This is a genomic window from Burkholderia aenigmatica, assembly GCF_902499175.1.
GTDB lineage: Bacteria > Pseudomonadota > Gammaproteobacteria > Burkholderiales > Burkholderiaceae > Burkholderia > Burkholderia aenigmatica.
The window spans coordinates 16089-32103 of record NZ_CABVQC010000011.1 but is presented as its reverse complement, the minus strand read 5'-3'; the positions used below and the strand labels follow the sequence as shown (position 1 = coordinate 32103).

Annotated in this window: 11 protein-coding genes; 4 read left to right on the top strand and 7 right to left on the bottom strand. The window is 67.7% G+C overall.

Annotated features, from left to right (window positions below):
- Positions 1–43 precede the first annotated feature (43 nt).
- The 3 genes from BDO18943_RS10340 to BDO18943_RS10330 all read left to right on the top strand — a co-directional run bounded on the left by BDO18943_RS10340 (position 44) and on the right by BDO18943_RS10330 (position 4831).
- Positions 44–1849, top strand: a complete 1806-nt coding sequence (locus BDO18943_RS10340) for an alpha/beta fold hydrolase (protein ID WP_175022200.1) — start codon at positions 44–46, stop codon at positions 1847–1849.
- Between the two features lie 395 nt (positions 1850–2244).
- Positions 2245–3462, top strand: a complete 1218-nt coding sequence (locus BDO18943_RS10335) for a glycosyltransferase (RefSeq protein ID WP_175022199.1) — start codon at positions 2245–2247, stop codon at positions 3460–3462.
- A 79-nt stretch (positions 3463–3541) separates the two neighbouring features.
- On the top strand, positions 3542–4831 hold the full coding sequence (locus BDO18943_RS10330) for a glycoside hydrolase family 71/99 protein (protein ID WP_175022198.1): 1290 nt from the start codon (positions 3542–3544) through the stop codon (positions 4829–4831).
- A gap of 24 nt (positions 4832–4855) precedes the next feature.
- On the opposite strand, the gene BDO18943_RS10325 is transcribed toward BDO18943_RS10330, so the two are convergent.
- Both BDO18943_RS10325 and BDO18943_RS10320 read right to left on the bottom strand, forming a co-directional pair.
- Positions 4856–6421, bottom strand: coding sequence for a mannose-1-phosphate guanylyltransferase/mannose-6-phosphate isomerase (locus BDO18943_RS10325; RefSeq protein ID WP_235995912.1), 1566 nt, complete (start codon positions 6419–6421; stop codon positions 4856–4858).
- On the bottom strand, positions 6418–7002 hold the full coding sequence (locus BDO18943_RS10320; RefSeq protein ID WP_175022289.1) for a GNAT family protein: 585 nt from the start codon (positions 7000–7002) through the stop codon (positions 6418–6420). Before BDO18943_RS10320 ends, BDO18943_RS10325 begins: the two co-directional genes overlap by 4 nt.
- Positions 7003–8456: 1454 nt before the next feature.
- Here BDO18943_RS10320 and BDO18943_RS10315 point away from each other — a divergent pair.
- On the top strand, positions 8457–9848 hold the full coding sequence (locus BDO18943_RS10315; protein ID WP_043183473.1) for a sigma-54 dependent transcriptional regulator: 1392 nt from the start codon (positions 8457–8459) through the stop codon (positions 9846–9848).
- Positions 9849–9894: 46 nt separating this feature from the next.
- Here the strand turns inward: BDO18943_RS10315 and BDO18943_RS10310 are convergent, their stop codons facing one another.
- Genes BDO18943_RS10310 through BDO18943_RS10290 form a run of 5 tightly spaced genes read right to left on the bottom strand, consistent with a single transcriptional unit; the run spans position 9895 to position 15848 of the window.
- Entirely contained in the window at positions 9895–12381 is a 2487-nt protein-coding gene (locus BDO18943_RS10310) for a glycoside hydrolase family 2 protein (RefSeq protein WP_175022197.1), read from the bottom strand.
- Positions 12378–13436, bottom strand: coding sequence for a DUF1839 family protein (locus tag BDO18943_RS10305; RefSeq protein WP_043183477.1), 1059 nt, complete (start codon positions 13434–13436; stop codon positions 12378–12380). Before BDO18943_RS10305 ends, BDO18943_RS10310 begins: the two co-directional genes overlap by 4 nt.
- Positions 13433–14407 (bottom strand): amino acid--[acyl-carrier-protein] ligase, encoded by a 975-nt coding sequence (locus tag BDO18943_RS10300; RefSeq protein ID WP_175022196.1) that lies wholly within the window; start codon positions 14405–14407, stop codon positions 13433–13435. The genes BDO18943_RS10305 and BDO18943_RS10300 overlap by 4 nt, the downstream gene beginning before the upstream one ends.
- On the bottom strand, positions 14404–15600 hold the full coding sequence (locus tag BDO18943_RS10295) for an acyl-CoA dehydrogenase family protein (RefSeq protein ID WP_175022195.1): 1197 nt from the start codon (positions 15598–15600) through the stop codon (positions 14404–14406). The genes BDO18943_RS10300 and BDO18943_RS10295 overlap by 4 nt, the downstream gene beginning before the upstream one ends.
- The gene (locus BDO18943_RS10290) at positions 15597–15848 is read right to left on the bottom strand and encodes an acyl carrier protein (RefSeq protein ID WP_006490451.1); all 252 of its coding nucleotides are present in this window, start codon (positions 15846–15848) and stop codon (positions 15597–15599) included. The genes BDO18943_RS10295 and BDO18943_RS10290 overlap by 4 nt, the downstream gene beginning before the upstream one ends.
- Positions 15849–16015: the final 167 nt, after the last annotated feature.

Here is a 16015-nt window from a genome sequence, read left to right as displayed (position 1 = left end):
CCGACGGGCGCCGTTACCATTCTTCACCGATACCTAATAGAAAATGAGACCGATCATATTTGGCGGGCGGTTCGGATGGCTGCATCCGGGCAGCGGGACGCGGGGCGTCGTCCTGTGCAACGCTTATGGACACGAATCCGTCTGGAGTCACGGCGGCATGCGGAACCTCGCAGACCGCCTGTCTGACCGAGGGATGCCGGTGCTGCGCTTCGATTACCGCGGCACGGGCGATTCCGCGGGGGGCGATGGCGCGAGCGACCAGTTCGAGACGGCCGTCGACGACGTGTGCGCGGCCATCGCGCGGCTGCGCGACGAAACGGGCGTGACGCGGGTGACGCTGTGCGGCCTGCGGCTGGGCGCGGCATTCGCGTTGGCAGCGGCCGGCCGATGCGACGTCGACCAGCTCGTGTTGCTGGCGCCGGTGGCAAGCGGGCGCAGCTACGTGCGCGAGCTGTCGATCATGCGCAATATCTGGCTCGACCAACTGCCGGCACCGTTGCGGGAGGCGCAGCCGAAGGACGCGCCGTTCAACGTGCTCGGGCAGGTCTACAGTCCGGCGTTCCGCGCACGGCTCAATGCGTTCGACGCGGTCGACGCATTGAAGGACCGCACCGGCGCGCCGGCGTCCGGCACGCTGATCGTCGACGTGAATGCCGGTGGCAGCGAACCGCTGCACCGGCGGCTCGAAGGGTTGGGCGGCTCGGTCGAGCGCCGGTCTTTCGAAGGCTATGCCGCGTTCATGCAGGAGACGACGTTCTCGAGTCTGCCCACGCGTGTGTTCGACGCGGTGGTCGACTGGGTTGCGGCCGCGACGGTCCGACAGGCACCGCCGCCACGTGCCGTATCGAACGCGGGCCACGATACCGACCTGATGCTCCGCACGCCGGAGGCCTGCGAACAGCCGGTCAGGTTCGGCATGGCCGGCCTGTTCGGCATCCTGTGCATGCCGCATGCGATGCACGACCGTGGGCCGGTTCTGCTGATCACGAACACGTCGGCCAGCGCGCATGTCGGCGATAGCCGGCTGTCGGTGCGGATCGCGCGGGAGCTGGCGCGGCGCGGCATCGCGTCGCTGCGCTTCGACGGCCGCGGGATCGGCGACAGTTCATCGGGACGCGACGGCACGCTGGACGACGTGCGTCAGCCGGTCTATTCGAGCGCGGTCGTCGAGGACGTCTCGACGGCAGCCCACTGGCTGAAGGAGCAAGGGTATCGACATGTCGTGTCCTTCGGCATCTGCTCGGGTGCATACAGTGCATTGCGCGCGGCGCTCGTGGGGCGGGCGCTGTCCGGCGTCATCTCGGTGAACCTGCAGAGCTTCCACATGCCCGACGGCCTGTCGTCCGACGCGTTGCGCCAGCATCGCCCCAATTCGATGGCCGGTTACCGATCGTCGTTCTTCGAGCTCCAGAAATGGAAACAGGTGCTGACCGGCAAGCGCCGGATCATGCCGTTCGTCCGGCTCGTGCTGAAGCGCGTGACGACGCGAGCGGCCGTCACGATCGGCGCGTGGCGGCGCCGGATTGCCGGATGGTCGTGCACGGAGACGATGCCGGTCGATCCGCATGACATCCTGCGCACGCTGCAGCGCAAGGAGGTGAGCACGCTGTTCGTGTGCGGCGCATACGACACCAGCCTGGACCTGATGACGACGTACTTCGGCCCGCGCGGCAAGCGGCTGTCCCGGTTTTCGGGCGCGCGCGCCGTCGTGCTCGACGATCTCGATCACAGCGTCTTCAGCTCGCACGCGGCCGACGCGGTGGTTGGACTGTGCAGCGAGTTCGTCAAGGGGCTCGATGCGCGTCGCGCACCGGCAGGGCGGATCGTCAAGGCGGAATCGCCCGCGTGATTCGGGGCCGGCGGAGGCTGTGTCAGATGTCGCACAGTCGGTGAACCGGTGCGTTGATAGAGTCACTCGACTGTCTTCGACGACACGGCCCGGCCTCCGCGCGACCCTGACGATGAATCCCGTCAGCTCCGGACGTCTGGACCGTATCGGCGCAATGCGCGTCATCGCGGTCCAGACGTCATCCGGACGCACCACGCCGGGCGATTCGTGTCGCTGGCGGGCGCTCGACAGTGGCTCGACACGCGGCAGCGCGCCGTCAATGTCGGACGAATCGGCGTCGTGGTTATTGATGGACTGTACGGAGTGGAGAGGATGCTGGCGAGTGCAAAGGTGCCTGATGGCTGCGGCGGTGTGCCGCGATATCGGATTGTTCAACATACGCTCCGGATACCGAATTGAACGTTTTCCCGTCGACCGGCTCGCGCGCGGAAGCCACGCGCGTTGTCGTCATCAACGACTACGCGGGACGCAAGGGGGGCGCGGAGGAGGTCTACCAGGCTTCCATCGAGGTGCTGCGAAACATTCCAGGCGTCGACGTGTACTCGTTCGACGACACGAATTTCCCGCCGGGCGAAGGCACGCTCGTGCGTAGCTGGAACCGCGCCGCGTCGAGCGCGCTGGCGGCGCTGCTGGACGAGGTGCGCCCGCATCGCGTGCTCGTGCACAACTACCACAACCTGCTGACGCAATCGATCCTGCCGGTACTCGCGCGGCGCCGCCGCGAACAGGGATTCCGCACGTATCTCACGTGCCACGACTACCATCTGGTTTTCTACAACCCGAACATGCTGACCTATCGCGACGGCCGCCCGGTACCCGTTCCGGTCGAGGCGCTGTCGGGTCTGGCGCGGCTGTTCGGGCTGGCGAGCACGAAGGGCCGCCTCTACGACGCGATGAAGAAGCTGCACTGGCATGCGGTGTACGCGTATTGCGATCCGCGCGACGTATTCGACCTGTTCCTGTGTCCGAGTCCGTATATGCGCACGGTACTGGCGCGGCGAGGCATCACGAAAAGCGCGTTGCTGCCGAATCCGGTGAGCCAGTTCGCAGAGCCTTTCCCGCCGCGCGTGTGTGCGCGCGAGCAGTTCGATCTCGCCTATGTGGGGCGGCTCGCCCCGGAGAAGGGCATTCACGAATTCATCGAACTGGCGCGCCGGACGGATTTCCGTCGTATCGGCAGCCTGACGCTGTACGGCGACGGGTTGCTGCGCGCGGAACTCGAAGCACGCCACCAGGATCTGGTCCAGGCCGAACGGTTGCGCTTTGCCGGGCGGCTGGGCCACGACGCGCTGTTCCATGCATTGCGCGCACACGACGCGCTGGTTTTACCGTCCGTCTGGGCCGAAAACGCGCCGCTCGTCATGGTCGAGGCGGCGACGCTGGGGTTGCCGGTACTCGCGCACGAAATCGGCAGCCTGTCGACGTTCGGCAGCGAGATCGGCAACAAGATCCTGTACCGGAATTCGCCGGCCGCCCTGACAGGTGCGCTCGACGAACTGGACCGTCACCTGCGTACCGCCGATCGGCACTACGACTGTTCGGCCTATACGCCGGCGCACTACGCGGCGCAGCTTGCGTCGTGGATGGGGCTCGGCGGGCAGCAGAGAGACTAGGGCGTGAACAGGCCCTGGCGCGCGGCGCGGATGCGTCGCCGGACACGACCGGCCGCGAGGCTCACTGAAGAGGAATGTCATGCGGGCACATCGACGCATCGTGGCGGTCGCGCTTGGCGCACTCGCGTTGTCGGCCGGTCACGGCTACTGCCATGACGGCGAGCGGGTGGCGGCGCTCGCGCCGGCCAATACGTCCGCCAGCCGCGAATTCAAGGGGTCGTCGAACGGGCTCCTCGCCGGAACGTCATCGATATCGAAAGTCGACGTGCATACGTTGCTGTACCCGGGCAGTACGACGCAGGTGCTGGCCCATTACCTGCCGTGGTGGGGGCCCGACCCGCGCGGCCTGAACGTCGGCTATCGATCCGACGACCCCCGCCAGGCCTTTCGTACCTTCGCGGACATGCGCTCGCGCGGCATCGACGGCGTGATCGTCGACTGGTACGGCCAAGGAAATTTCGTCGACACGGCATGGCGGGCGTCCATGCCTGAACTGGTGAAGTTTCCCGGGATGACGTTCTCGATCATGATCGACAGCGGCTCCTTCAAGTTCAATGCATGTCGCGGCTGCGATGTGACTGCGACGATCCTGAACAACCTGGCCTACATCAGCCGCGAATATTTCACGTCGGACCAGTATCTGCGCTACGAAGGCCATCCGGTCGTATCCGAGTTCGGGATGGACACACTCGAGCCGGCCGACTGGGCACGCATTCACGCGGCGTATCCCGACATCTACTGGCTCCACACGCTGGTGCAAGGCTTCGACTTTCCGTACAGCAAGGGCGCGTATGTCTGGACGCAGCCGGTGTCGCGGACCATGCCGCAGGCAGCTGGCACGCGGTACGACCTGCAGTATCGCGAGCGCTTCTACAACGTCGCGCGGAACCAGCCGCCAGGGACGATCACGGTCGGCGGCGTATGGAGCGCGTTCGACGATACGAAGGCGCCGTGGGGCGCCGCGGCGCCACGCTTTCTCGCGCCATCGTGCGGCCGGACCTGGCTCGATACGTTCAAGAGCATCAACGAGCGCTACAGCGCGCGGCAGCAGTTGCCGTTCGTCCAGTTGATTACGTGGAACGATTATGAGGAGGGGAGCGCGCTCGAAACCGGCATTGCCAGTTGTACCGCGATCGACGCACAGCCGGTGGGCGCAAGTGTGGCAGTGCGGATCACCCATCAGGAAACCGTCGACCATCTCGAGTTGTACGAGCAGCTCGGCGCTGCGTCGTTCAGGCTGGCCGGCCGCTATCCGGCCAACACGACGAGCATGCCGCTTCCGGACGGACGGGCGGGCACCTATTTCATCAAGGCGGTCGGCAAGCCGTTCATCGAGAACGTCGTGTCGGCGGCCATCGTCGTGCGCTGACGCGCGCGGGCGACAGCGGCGCGATCATCGCGCATCGTTCGCCGTCGGCAGGGCACGCGCGGCCGGCTTTGACGCATCCGGTTCCTGCGGTCCGCAGGTCGGCCGGCCAACCTGATCGTCGAACCGGACGATATCGTCGTCGCCGAGATAGTCGCCCGATTGCACCTCGATGATTTCGAGCGGAATCCGGCCGGGATTTTCGAGGCGATGCAGTTCGCCGGCCGCGATGTACGTCGACTCGTTCTCGCAGAGCAGGAACGTCTCATCGCCACGCGTCACCTTCGCGGTGCCGCGCACGACGATCCAGTGCTCCGTGCGGTGATGGTGCAACTGCAGCGACAGCCGCTTGCCGGGCTCGACGACGATCCGCTTTACCTGGAAGCGTTCGCCGAGATCGATCGAATCGTAGTGTCCCCACGGTCGCTGCACCTTGCGGTGCTCGCTCGCCTGCGGGCGCCGTTCGGTCTTCAGCCGCGCGACGATGTTCTTCACGCGCTGCACGTCGTGCTTGTTCGCGACCAGCACGGCATCGGGCGTCTCGATCACGACGACGTCCTTCATGCCGACGCACGCGATCAGGCGGCCCTCCGAGCGCACGAGGCTGTCCTGCGTGTCCTCGAACACGATCGGCCCGCGCGCGACGTTGCCGTGATCGTCCTTCGGCATGATCTCCCAGATCGCATCCCAGGTGCCGACATCCGACCAGCCGGCCGCGAGCGGCACCACGATGCCTTCGATGCCGAGTTCGCGGTGTTCCGCGAGCCGTTCCATGACCGCATAGTCGATCGAGTCCGACGGACACGCGTCGAAGGCCGCCGCGTCGATCCTGAAGAACGGATCCTCGGCGATGCCCGCACGCCATGCGGCTTCGCAGGCCGCATGGATGTCGGGCGCGAGCGTGCCGATCGCCCGCAGCCAGACCGACGCACGCGTGACGTAAATCCCGCTGTTCCACCAGTAGTCGCCCGATTGCAGGTAGCGCTCGGCCAGCGCCGCGTCGGGCTTTTCGACGAAGCGCCCGATCGCGTAGCCACCCTGGCCGCCGTGGCGGCCCGCGCGCGGCTCGCCGACCTGGATGTAGCCGTAGCCGGTTTCCGCGCGCCGCGGCAGCACGCCCAGCGTGACGATTGCGCCTTCCTGCGCGTAGCGCGCCGCGCGTGCGATCGCGTCCTGGAATGCGCCGACGTCGGCGATCACGTGGTCGGCCGGCATGACCGCGAGCACGGGATCGTCCGCGAGCTGGCTCGCGTCGAGTGCCGCCAGCGTGAGCGCGGGCGCGGTGTTGCGTGCGGCCGGTTCGAGCAGGATGCGGGCGGGCGCCGCGCGGCCGAGCACCTGTGCGGCACTCATGACACGATGCTGTTCGCCGCAGACCAGCAGCAGCGTGTCGCCGAGCGACGCATTCGCGATGCCGTTCAGGCGGCGCGCCGTCGTCGACAACGGCGATTCGTTCGAGACCAGCTCGATCAACTGCTTCGGATACTGCTCGCGCGACAGCGGCCACAGTCGCGTGCCCGAGCCGCCTGCGAGAATCACGGGCAGGATGTGCGGCAGGTCGGGTTCGGGAACCGGGCGAAGGGTGCGGGTCATCGATTGGCTCCAGTGTCGGCGGGCAGCCGGGCGTGTGCATGGCTGTCGGTTCGCGCATCGTCGTTGCGCGACCGGTGCGCCGAAACGGTCCGGGTGAGCAGGTTGCGCAGCGCGCCTGCGGCGCGGTAGGCCGGCCGGACCAGGCCGATGAATGGCGTGCCCTGTTCGAGATACGGGCCGTAGGCCTTGCGGAATCCGAAACGTTTGTAGAACGCCTGGCGCGGCGCCGGCACGTGCGTGCGCACCGCGGTGTCGGGCCACGCAGCCTGCGCGGCGGTGAGGGCACGCTCGATCAGCCGCTCGAGCGTATCGTCGTCGCGACGGCTCTCGCTCGTCAGTACCTTGTCGATCACGACGTCCGGATCGATGTCGTCGCCGGGCAGGATGCGTGCGTAGGCCGCGACTTCCATCGTGTCGCCGTCGCGCACGCTCGCATAGACATGCAGCGCGCCCGCGTCCTTGCCGTCGATGTCGAGATGCGTGTGCGCGTCCTCGACCACCAGCACGGCGTTGCGCGCGCGCAGGATTGCATAGAGATCGACGGCGCCCAGATGTTCGAATTCACAACAATGCCATTCCATGATGCTGTCCTCGCGTGATGCCTTCGGCACGTCGCGCCGCACGGACGCGATCGTTCCGTGCGGCGCGGCGATCCTCATCATCCGGGTGCGCCGTGCGTCGGTCTGTTCGAAAGCGTACTCACGATCCGGATTCGCACGGCAGGCGCGGCACGCGCAGCCGCGGCTTGCCGCGCGAGCGTCGCTAAGTGCGGTAGCACACACCGCGGCAGCCGGTGCCTTTCCATAATGGCCTCGATCCTGGTGGCCCGCCTCGATGCGTGGCCAGTCAACATCGCATGTCAATAAAGAACCGGGGGCAGGACTTGAAGATTGCGAGCGATCACGACGGGCCGGTCGTGCGTGGCGGTACCGGGCACATACTCACGCACGCGGTCGGCAGCCTCGCGCAGGCCGACCCTGTGCCGCCTAGTCGAATTTCTTCAGGATCGTGCGTGCCCGTGCGGCGTACACGTCCTTCATCCGCATGCCGTTGTCTGACCGCATGCGCCACCGCACCGATCTGCTGTGGGTGCTGCTGGCAGTCGCGCGGTGCGGCCTGGCCAATTGCGACCAGGTGCTGGCCGCATTCGCGCCGACGGAGTGCAACGCACAGTCGCGGTGGGCCTATGCGTGGCGCGTCGAACCGTCATGCTGCACTGCGGGAGATCGGTGCCGGCACAACCGGTCTCACGCGTGGCCGCGACGATGCGCCGGAGGACGACCGGCGCGAGCGACATGCGCTTCTCCGCGCGTCGGCGCCGCGAAATTCGATGCGCGATGGGGGGCGGTTGATTACGGCGTGTAACGGTCGACCGGGGGATGAGCGAGCCGTGCGCCATCGCGATACGATGCGGCCGTCCGGCGGCGCGCGCGATTATGCGGTGAGTGGAGCGCGGTGCCGGCCTTTCCTGGGGATTTCGATGGAAATCACGGGCAATCGGCCACCCCCCATTTTGCGGAAAAGTAGTATTTGCCACTGATTGACTGGAATGCTCATAGATAATCAAATCTCAGTGGTCAAACGCGTGTAGTGCGGGGCGACCAGTCGCGTAACCGGTTGATTCAGGTTTATCTTTTGGTAACAAGACCATCTCCAAACGGGGTGTAAATTCAGAAGCGGATGGGATGCGGCGGTCATTCCGGCAGCGGGTTGGCGGCCATTCGGTTCAGCATCGGGCGCACCTGTCGTGTACGACGTGACGCACATGCCGACGGCATTCCCGTCTGCCGACGCGCTCCGCCTGGATGGCGGGTCGCCTCAAAGCGGGGACGTCGTGGCTCCCGCAGCCGCGCGTTCCCTTCGAGTTCGATGACAACGAGGCCGGATGACATCCGGCTCGACCTCCGGGGGCTCTCGCCGTGTGCAGTTTCGATCTTCGCCAAAGCTGCGGAAACGCAGCGCGGAAAGGCGGCCATGCGCCGCCGGCCGCAGCGCACGCGAACGGTTCGCGGAGTGGAGAAAGTGATGGTTCGCTATGAATATGCCAATAACGCGCGATAAGAGCGCCGGCGCGGGGAGTGGTAACGGGCAGCGTCCGCTGATTTACTGGACGCAGTCGCCGTCCGTCATGCTGCGAAAGGAACTGGCGCGACGCGACTGGAAAGTGTCGATCGTCGCGCAGGCGAGCGACCTGCGCGAAACGTCCGGCGAAATCACCTGCGGCATCCTCGACCTCAGCGGCGGCCATGCCGACGCGATCGGCAGCATCGCGTCGACCTGCGCGTCGATGCGCGACGTCGTCTGGGTCGCACTCGTCGACGCCGGTCAGACCGCTTCGCCGAACGTGCGCGCGCTGTTGCGCGACTATTGCTTCGATTACGTCACGTTGCCCGCATCGCACCAGCGGATCGCCGATACGGTCGGCCATGCATACGGGATGGAGTGCCTGTTCGCGCGCGACCGGGAACGTCTCGAATCGGAGGAGAAAGGTATCGTCGGCACCTGCAGCGCGATGCTGCGGCTGTTCGACACGGTGCGTCGCTTCGCACGCACGGATGCACCGGTGTTCGTGTTCGGCGAAACGGGCACCGGCAAGGAGTTGACGGCCGTCGCGATCCATCGCCATTCGGAGCGCCGCAACGGCCCGTTCGTTGCGGTCAACTGCGGGGCCATTCCGCCGCATCTGCTGCAGTCCGAACTGTTCGGCTATGAGCGCGGCGCGTTTACCGGCGCGAACGCGCGCAAGATCGGCTATGTCGAAGCGGCAAACGGCGGCACGCTGCTGCTCGACGAGATTGGCGACCTGCCGCACGAGAGCCAGGCGAGCCTGCTGCGTTTTCTGCAGGAGCGCGCGATCCATCGCCTGGGCGGCAGCGATCCGGTGCCGGTCGATGTCCGGATCGTATCGGCGACGCACGTCGACCTGCGCGGTGCAATGGAGGAAGGACGCTTTCGGCCGGACCTGTTCCATCGTCTGTGCGTGATGCGTATCGACCAGCCGCCGCTGCGCGCGCGTGGCAAGGACATCGAACTGCTCGCGCATCACATGCTCGAGCGCTTTCGCGGCGATGCGCGCCATCGCGTGCGCGGCTTCTCGACGGATGCGATCACGGCGCTCTACAAGCACGACTGGCCCGGCAATGTTCGCGAGCTGATCAACCGCGTGCGCCGCGCGGTCGTGATGACGGAAGGGCGCCTGATTACCGCGCAGGATCTCGAACTCGAATACTGTCTCGATGCCGCGTCACCGTCGGTGGCCGACATCCGCAAGTCGATCGAGCGCGAGGCGATCGAAACCGCACTGCTGCGCACGCGCGGGCGCGTCGCGGCTTCGGCCCGCGAGCTCGGCGTGTCGCGTGCGACGCTGTATCGCTGGATGGAGGCTTACGGAATCGAGCGGCCGCGCGGGACGGGCTCGTCCGACTGAGATTCGACCGGGGCGCTCGCGGCTTTCGGCAGCCGCGAGCGTCGCGTCAACCGGCCTGCGTGGCGCGCACCGCGCGTGCGGCGTTCACGGCCCGGATTTCCACCACTGGCGGCCCATCGGCCGCGGCCCCGTTCTTCCCGCCCATTTCGAGCGGAACGAGCACGACACGCGCCGGCGTGCCGGGCGCGAGATGGAACCAGTCGTCGCGCGGCATGAAGCCCGGCGCATCGATCTGCACATGGCGTGCAACGTGCCGTGTGTCGATGTCGACGTGCCACGTGTCGCCGGTGCGCGACACGCACGCCTCCAGCCCGAGTTCGCGGCGAACCAGCACGGCAGGGTGCGTGCGGGACGGGAAATGGAACGCCTGAGACAGCAGCATGCCGTCGTCGGCGGCGCGTAGCGTTGCGACGACGGTGTCGTGTTCGCAGGGCCCGAAGCGGTACGCATAGGTCCAGTCGAAGAAGCGGCCGAGCAACTCGGCCGAGCCGATTCGCACCGTGTCGTGCGCCGCGATCCGTACCGGGCAGCCGGTCCGCGCGACCGGCGTGCGGCCGTCGCGCAGCGCGACCAGCTCGAGCGTTGCCGACAGCGGCGCGGGGCGCTCGTTGACGACATGCACGTCGAGCCCGTTCAAGCCTTCGTCGACGAGCAGCACCTGCACGGGTTGCAGGACCTGGCGCAACGCATGCCACGCCGATTTCGGCCGGTGCGCGGCGTCGATCACGCCCCAGCCGGCACCCGGCATCACGTCCAGGAATTGCCAGACGAGCGCGCCGGCGCAGCGCGAGCCGGTGCGACGCCATTCGGAAAACGTGTCGCGCATCAGGTCTGCGATCACCGCGCGCGACAGCTCGAAGTAGCGCGCCGGATCCTCGCGCCGCAGCCGGTCGGGTGCGACGTGGTAGAGGGTCTGCAGATAGTGGTCGCGAACGTCCTCGAAATCCCACGACGTGCCGGGGTCGCGCGGCACGGCGGCCTTCCAGCGCGGCTCGTGCACGCCGGGCCAGCCGAGCTCGGCGAGCGTCGCATCGCACGGCAGGTTCGAGAACGCGAGGCATTCGCTCGCGAAGCGCACGTCCGCGCGGCGCGCGTCGTCGAGCGGGCGCAGGTACGCACCGACGCCGTAGTAGTGCGACACGCGTTCGCGCGGCGCGAACGGCAGCACGCCGCCGTCGGGCGAATCGGGCACGTACGGGACGTCGGGCCGGCATGCGGCCGCAAGGCCGGCCAGCCGGTCGGCGGTCAACTCGAGGAAGCGCTGCTTCGGTCCGAGCCCGGACATCGCGGCCTGTTGCGCGATCTCGCTGCCGCCGCACAGTACGGCAAGCGACGGCGATGCGCCGTGACGCGAGAGGAACTGCCGCGCCTCGCGATCGACGTTGTCCGCGAACGCGGGATCGTCGAGCGCATAGTCGAAGTTCGCGAACATGAAATCCTGCCAGACCAGCAGCCCGAGCCGGTCGCACCAGGCGTGAAAGGCATCGGCCTCGTAGGCCATCGTGCCGCCGACGCGGATCATGTTGAAGCCGGCTTCGCGCGCGAGCCCGAGCAGGCGGGCGTAGGTGGCGTCGTCCGCGTGCAGCGCGAGCGGCGCGGCGCTGCTCCAGCACGCGCCGCGCGCGAACACGGGCACGCCGTTGATGCGCAGCCCGAAACCCTTGCCGTCCGCGCTGGCGTCGACCTCGATCGTGCGGAAACCCGTTGCGCCGAGCGGCCGCCGCTCGTCACCGATATGCAGTGCAATGTCGTACAGCACCGGCTCGCCGTGCGTATGCGGCCACCAGAGGCGCACGCCGGGCACCGCGACGCTTGCGCGCAGACGGTCGGGTCCGGCCCGTTCGAGCGTGGCGTGGTGCTTGCCGCACGACAGCCGTGCCGCGAGCGCGTCGGGCAGCGGTGCGGCGAACGTCAGTTCCGCGTCGAGCCAGCCCGTGTCGCCTTCGATGCGCGCATGCAGGTCGCATTCGACGAGAACGGGGCCGTCGGCCGGATCGAGCACGTCCACGGGCCGCCACGGGCCGGTCGGCACATGCGGCGGAAACCAGCCGGGCATGTGCCCGAACAGCGACGTGCGGATCGTGCGCAGTGCCGCCGGCTCCGCGAGCCGCGTGCGCCAGCGCGCGCGGCGCGGCGCGCGCGTATCGTGCAGGTGCGGCGCGAGCGCGCGGAAACAGAGGGTCAGCCGGTGCGTGCCATCGAGCGACACGGATACGTCGTGCGCGACGAACATGCTGTCGGAGCGGAGGATCGGGGTGTCGTCGAGCCACGCTTGCGCGAGCGTCGCAAGGCCGTGAAAGCGCAGCACGCGCGGCCCGTGTCCGCGCAGTTCGATCCGGTACCAGTGGTCGCGCTCGTCGAGCGATTCGGCCTCGTCGAGCCGGCCGGCGAGCGCGAGCGACTGCGCGACCGTGCCGGGCACGGTCGCCGGGATCCAGTCGGCGCCGGCGGTCGGGAGGTCGCGCGGTTCCCGTGCGGCGCCCGCGGCCGTCGCCAGCATCGACCACGCGGGCAGGGCACGCGTGCGCGTCACCGCATGACCGGCACGGGTGCCGCAGTGTCGCTATGTACGGGCGTCAGGTGCCGCAGCGGCAAGCCGATCTGCCGCGCGCAGGCGACCACATCCGCATACGCGGCCTCGATCGCTTCGAGCGTCGAGTCGCCGTGCTCCTCCTTGCCGCGCGCGCAGGCGCGCGCGAGCCGGAATTCCAGCACCATCGCTTCGGACGCGATGCGATCGCACGCGGCGCGGATCTCGGCGAACGGCCCGACGCAGCCGCTGGCTTGCAGCCAGCGCGCGTAGTGGCCGAACAGTTCGAAATTCGCACCGAGCTGCCGAACCGAATTGAACGAGTAGGCATGGAAGTGCTCGAGCGGTGAGTCGGCGAGCGTCCGCGCGTCGGTCTGCAACTGCCGCCGGAACGCGGCGATCGGGTCGACCACCGGCAGGCGCCGCAGGTGGCGCTGCAGCGCGGCGAGCGATGTTTCGCACAGCGCGCGCTCGTCGAGCGGCGCAAACCGCCGCTTCGCGCATTCGACGTACGGCGGCAGCGTCATCGGCGAACTGCCGCCGACGAGCCCGTTGTAGTCGAAATCCTCGGCCACGTAATAGCCGCTGTTGTGGAAGTAGCCGATCTGGCGCTTCGCGCGGTCGATCGCATCGATGCCGATCGTCGTCTTCGTGTGCTGCGTGCGGTAGCTGCTGCCGCGCGTATCGGGCAGGAACCACGCGTCGACTTCGACGATCATCAGGTGGCCGCGCGCGACCTGCGTCTCGATGTGCAGGTCGAGCGGTTCGTAGATCGAGTGCTCCTGCACGACGATGCCGTACAGCCGCTCCAGTTCGTCGTGCGGAAACTTGAAGAACGTGAACTGGTCGCCCTCGAAGTCGAGCGCAATCGTGAACGGCAGCGCCGCGTACGGATTGAAGCCCCACCACCGGAGCACCTCGAGCCACATGTCGACGTAGCAGTTGGTCTGTTTCCAGACCATCTCCTGGCTGTGCAGCGGATGCGGCCGGTAGTGGCGCGCGCGGTGGCGCACATCCTCGAACGACGCGTCTTCGCCGTCGCGGGACACGAATCTCATGGCGTGCCCCACAGCACGTCGCGGACTTCGCGCGGCCATGCGTCGAGGTCGAAGCCGTGATGGCGGAACAGCGCGAGCGTGAGCCGTTCGAGGCCGAAGCCGACGCAGCCCGTGTGCGCAACGTCGCCCGTCGCGGTGCGGATGTCCCACAGCAGGCCGAAATGATCCATGTGGTAGTTGAAGCTCAGGCAGGCGGTCTGGCGACCGTCGTGCTCGATCGGGATCAGCAGCTCGAACTTCAGGTTCTGCTCGCGCTGGCTGTTCGCGACGATCTTGCCGCCGCGCCCGAAGAACGGATCGTTCGCGAGATCGATCGCGTTGGGCAGGCGCAGCGCCTCGATCATCCGCGTGCCGCGTTCGATCCACGTCTCGCGGAACGACACGATCTGCTCGGGCGTGCCGATCCGCACGTATTCGCGCATCCGGAACAGCTGCATCCGGGTCGGATCGAGCGACGGCTCGTGGCGGAAGCAGTACGAGAAGACGTCGACGATCCGCCCGTCCGCCGGCAGCGCGCCCGCGCGCGCGACGACCGGATAGACGGGGTAGCACGCGGCCGGCGTCATCACGACGTAGGTGGGTTTCTGGCTTTCCGTCCAGTCGTCGCCGCGATCGAGGCACTGCAGTACGCGCTGGTGCTGGCGCTCGTCGCCGCAGAACGCATGCACGCTGCCCGCGAGCTGCGGGAAGCTCTTCATGTATTCGCTGCGCTCGAACTCGGTGCGGCTCATCGCCGGCGGGAAGCGCAGCACTTCCGCCTGCTGGTCGGCACCGATGCGCGTGACGAACGCATCGAGCGCTTCGACGACGCGCTCGAACCGTTCGCTGCGGCCGAACAGGCCCTGGATGCCGGTCGAGACCAGCAGGCCCGCGTCGATCAGTTCGTCGCGCAGCGGGTTGACGCCCGCGCGGTCGAGCGGCGCGTCGGCGGGAGCGGAGGCGGAGGAGGGCACGGCAAGGCGATCGTTCACGAATGTTTCTCCAGCGTCGCAGGACGCAGCGCGAGCAGCAGGTTCGAGGTATTGGCGGCAATGCGGTCGTTGTTGATCATCAGCGGCGCCGCGTGCAGGTCGCGAATGTGGCGGCCGATGCTGAACGGCGTGCCTTGCTTGTAGCCGGCCATCCCGCAGATCATCATGGCCTGGTGCGCGACTTCCAGCGCGGTCGTCGACACGTAGGTCTTCAGCGTGTTGATCTCGGCGGCCCAGGCCATGCCGGCCGACCACGAGCGCGCCGTCGCATTCGCATGGAGGCGCAGCACGTTGTCGACGCGGGCCTGCATCGCCTGCATCAGCGCGAGCGATTCGGCAATGCGCCGCGACGCGGGCGACGGTGCGCCGTCGGTCTGGCGTGCCTGCGCGCGGAAGAACTGGTGGGCGCGATGGAACGCGTCGCCGGCCACGCCGATCCATACCGCGGCCCACAGGATGTGCGATACCGGCACCATCGTTTCCTCGGCGATCTTCGCGAACGGCACCGGCAGGCACTGGACGGCAGCGCCTTGCGCGTCGAGCTCGAAACCGTTGCTGCAGGTGCCCCGCATCCCGAGCGTGTCCCATTCGCCGCGGCGGGTGAGCGTGTAGCCGTCGCGCAGCAGCGTGACGAGCACCTGCTCGGAAGCCGGCGCGTCCGCATCGCGTCGTGCGGTCGCGAGGATGCCGTCCGCATAGTCGCCGTACGAGATCGTCGGCGCGGATTTGCGCAGCCGGAACTCGCCGCCGTCGGTTTCGAGCGCGCACTGGCTCGCGCGCAGGTTGCCGCCGACGCCGTCTTCCGACGTGGCCGATGCGAGCAGCCACTGGTGGCGCACGAGCTGCTGCAGGAACAGCTTGTGCCAGCCCTGGTCGGCTGCGTGATCGACGATGCACGCGACCTGGATCTGGTGCATCGCGAACACCATCGCCGACGACGCGCAGGCCTGGCCGAGAATCGAGCAGGCCGACACGATGTCTTCCAGCGACGCGCCAGCGCCGCCCAGATGGGTCGGCACCATCGCGCCGAGCAGGCGGCGCGCGCGCATCGCCTCGATCGCCTCGACGGGGCAGCGCGCGTCGCGGTCGACCGCGTCCGCGTGCTGCGCGGCGATCTGTGCGACGGCATGCGCGGCCTCGTCGAGCCGACGCGAATCGCTGTCGGCCGCGAGTTCGGGAAGCGGCGCGCTCATGCGGAATGCTCGGTGCGTTGCAGCGTGGCGATCGTGTCCGCGAGCGCATCGATGCTGCGGAACAGGTTGCGGTTCAGCATCTCGTCGGGAATCTCGATGTTGAATTGCTTCTCGATCGCGAGCATCAGCTGGATCGTGTCGAGCGAGGAGAGGCCTGCTTCGTAGAGGTCGTCCCCGTCGCCGATCGAATCGATCGCGGCTTCGAGGTGGGCGACGTGCTTCAGGATGGTTCTGATTTCGTTTTTCACGTGCTGCTCCGGCGTGCGTGGTGTCGTCCGCTCGGGCAGACGCGCGATACGCGCTGACGTCCCCCCGGCAGTCCGGCATCAGTAGACCATTGGCAGACACTGCGTTCTGTTCGCCACCCTACAAACAGCTAACCCCGAGCTAACCCCGCGCAACGAAGCGCCGCGCC

Excerpts from the sequence above, each read along its gene's own strand:
- BDO18943_RS10340 (WP_175022200.1), top strand. The coding sequence starts at position 44 with ATGAGACCGATCATATTTGGCGGGCGGTTCGGATGGCTGCATCCGGGC.
- BDO18943_RS10330 (WP_175022198.1), top strand. The coding sequence starts at position 3,542 with ATGCGGGCACATCGACGCATCGTGGCGGTCGCGCTTGGCGCACTCGCG.
- BDO18943_RS10295 (WP_175022195.1), bottom strand. The coding sequence starts at position 15,600 with ATGAGCGCGCCGCTTCCCGAACTCGCGGCCGACAGCGATTCGCGTCGG.
- BDO18943_RS10315 (WP_043183473.1), top strand. The coding sequence starts at position 8,457 with ATGAATATGCCAATAACGCGCGATAAGAGCGCCGGCGCGGGGAGTGGT.
- BDO18943_RS10305 (WP_043183477.1), bottom strand. The coding sequence starts at position 13,436 with ATGAGATTCGTGTCCCGCGACGGCGAAGACGCGTCGTTCGAGGATGTG.
- BDO18943_RS10325 (WP_235995912.1), bottom strand. The coding sequence starts at position 6,421 with ATGACCCGCACCCTTCGCCCGGTTCCCGAACCCGACCTGCCGCACATC.
- BDO18943_RS10320 (WP_175022289.1), bottom strand. The coding sequence starts at position 7,002 with ATGGAATGGCATTGTTGTGAATTCGAACATCTGGGCGCCGTCGATCTC.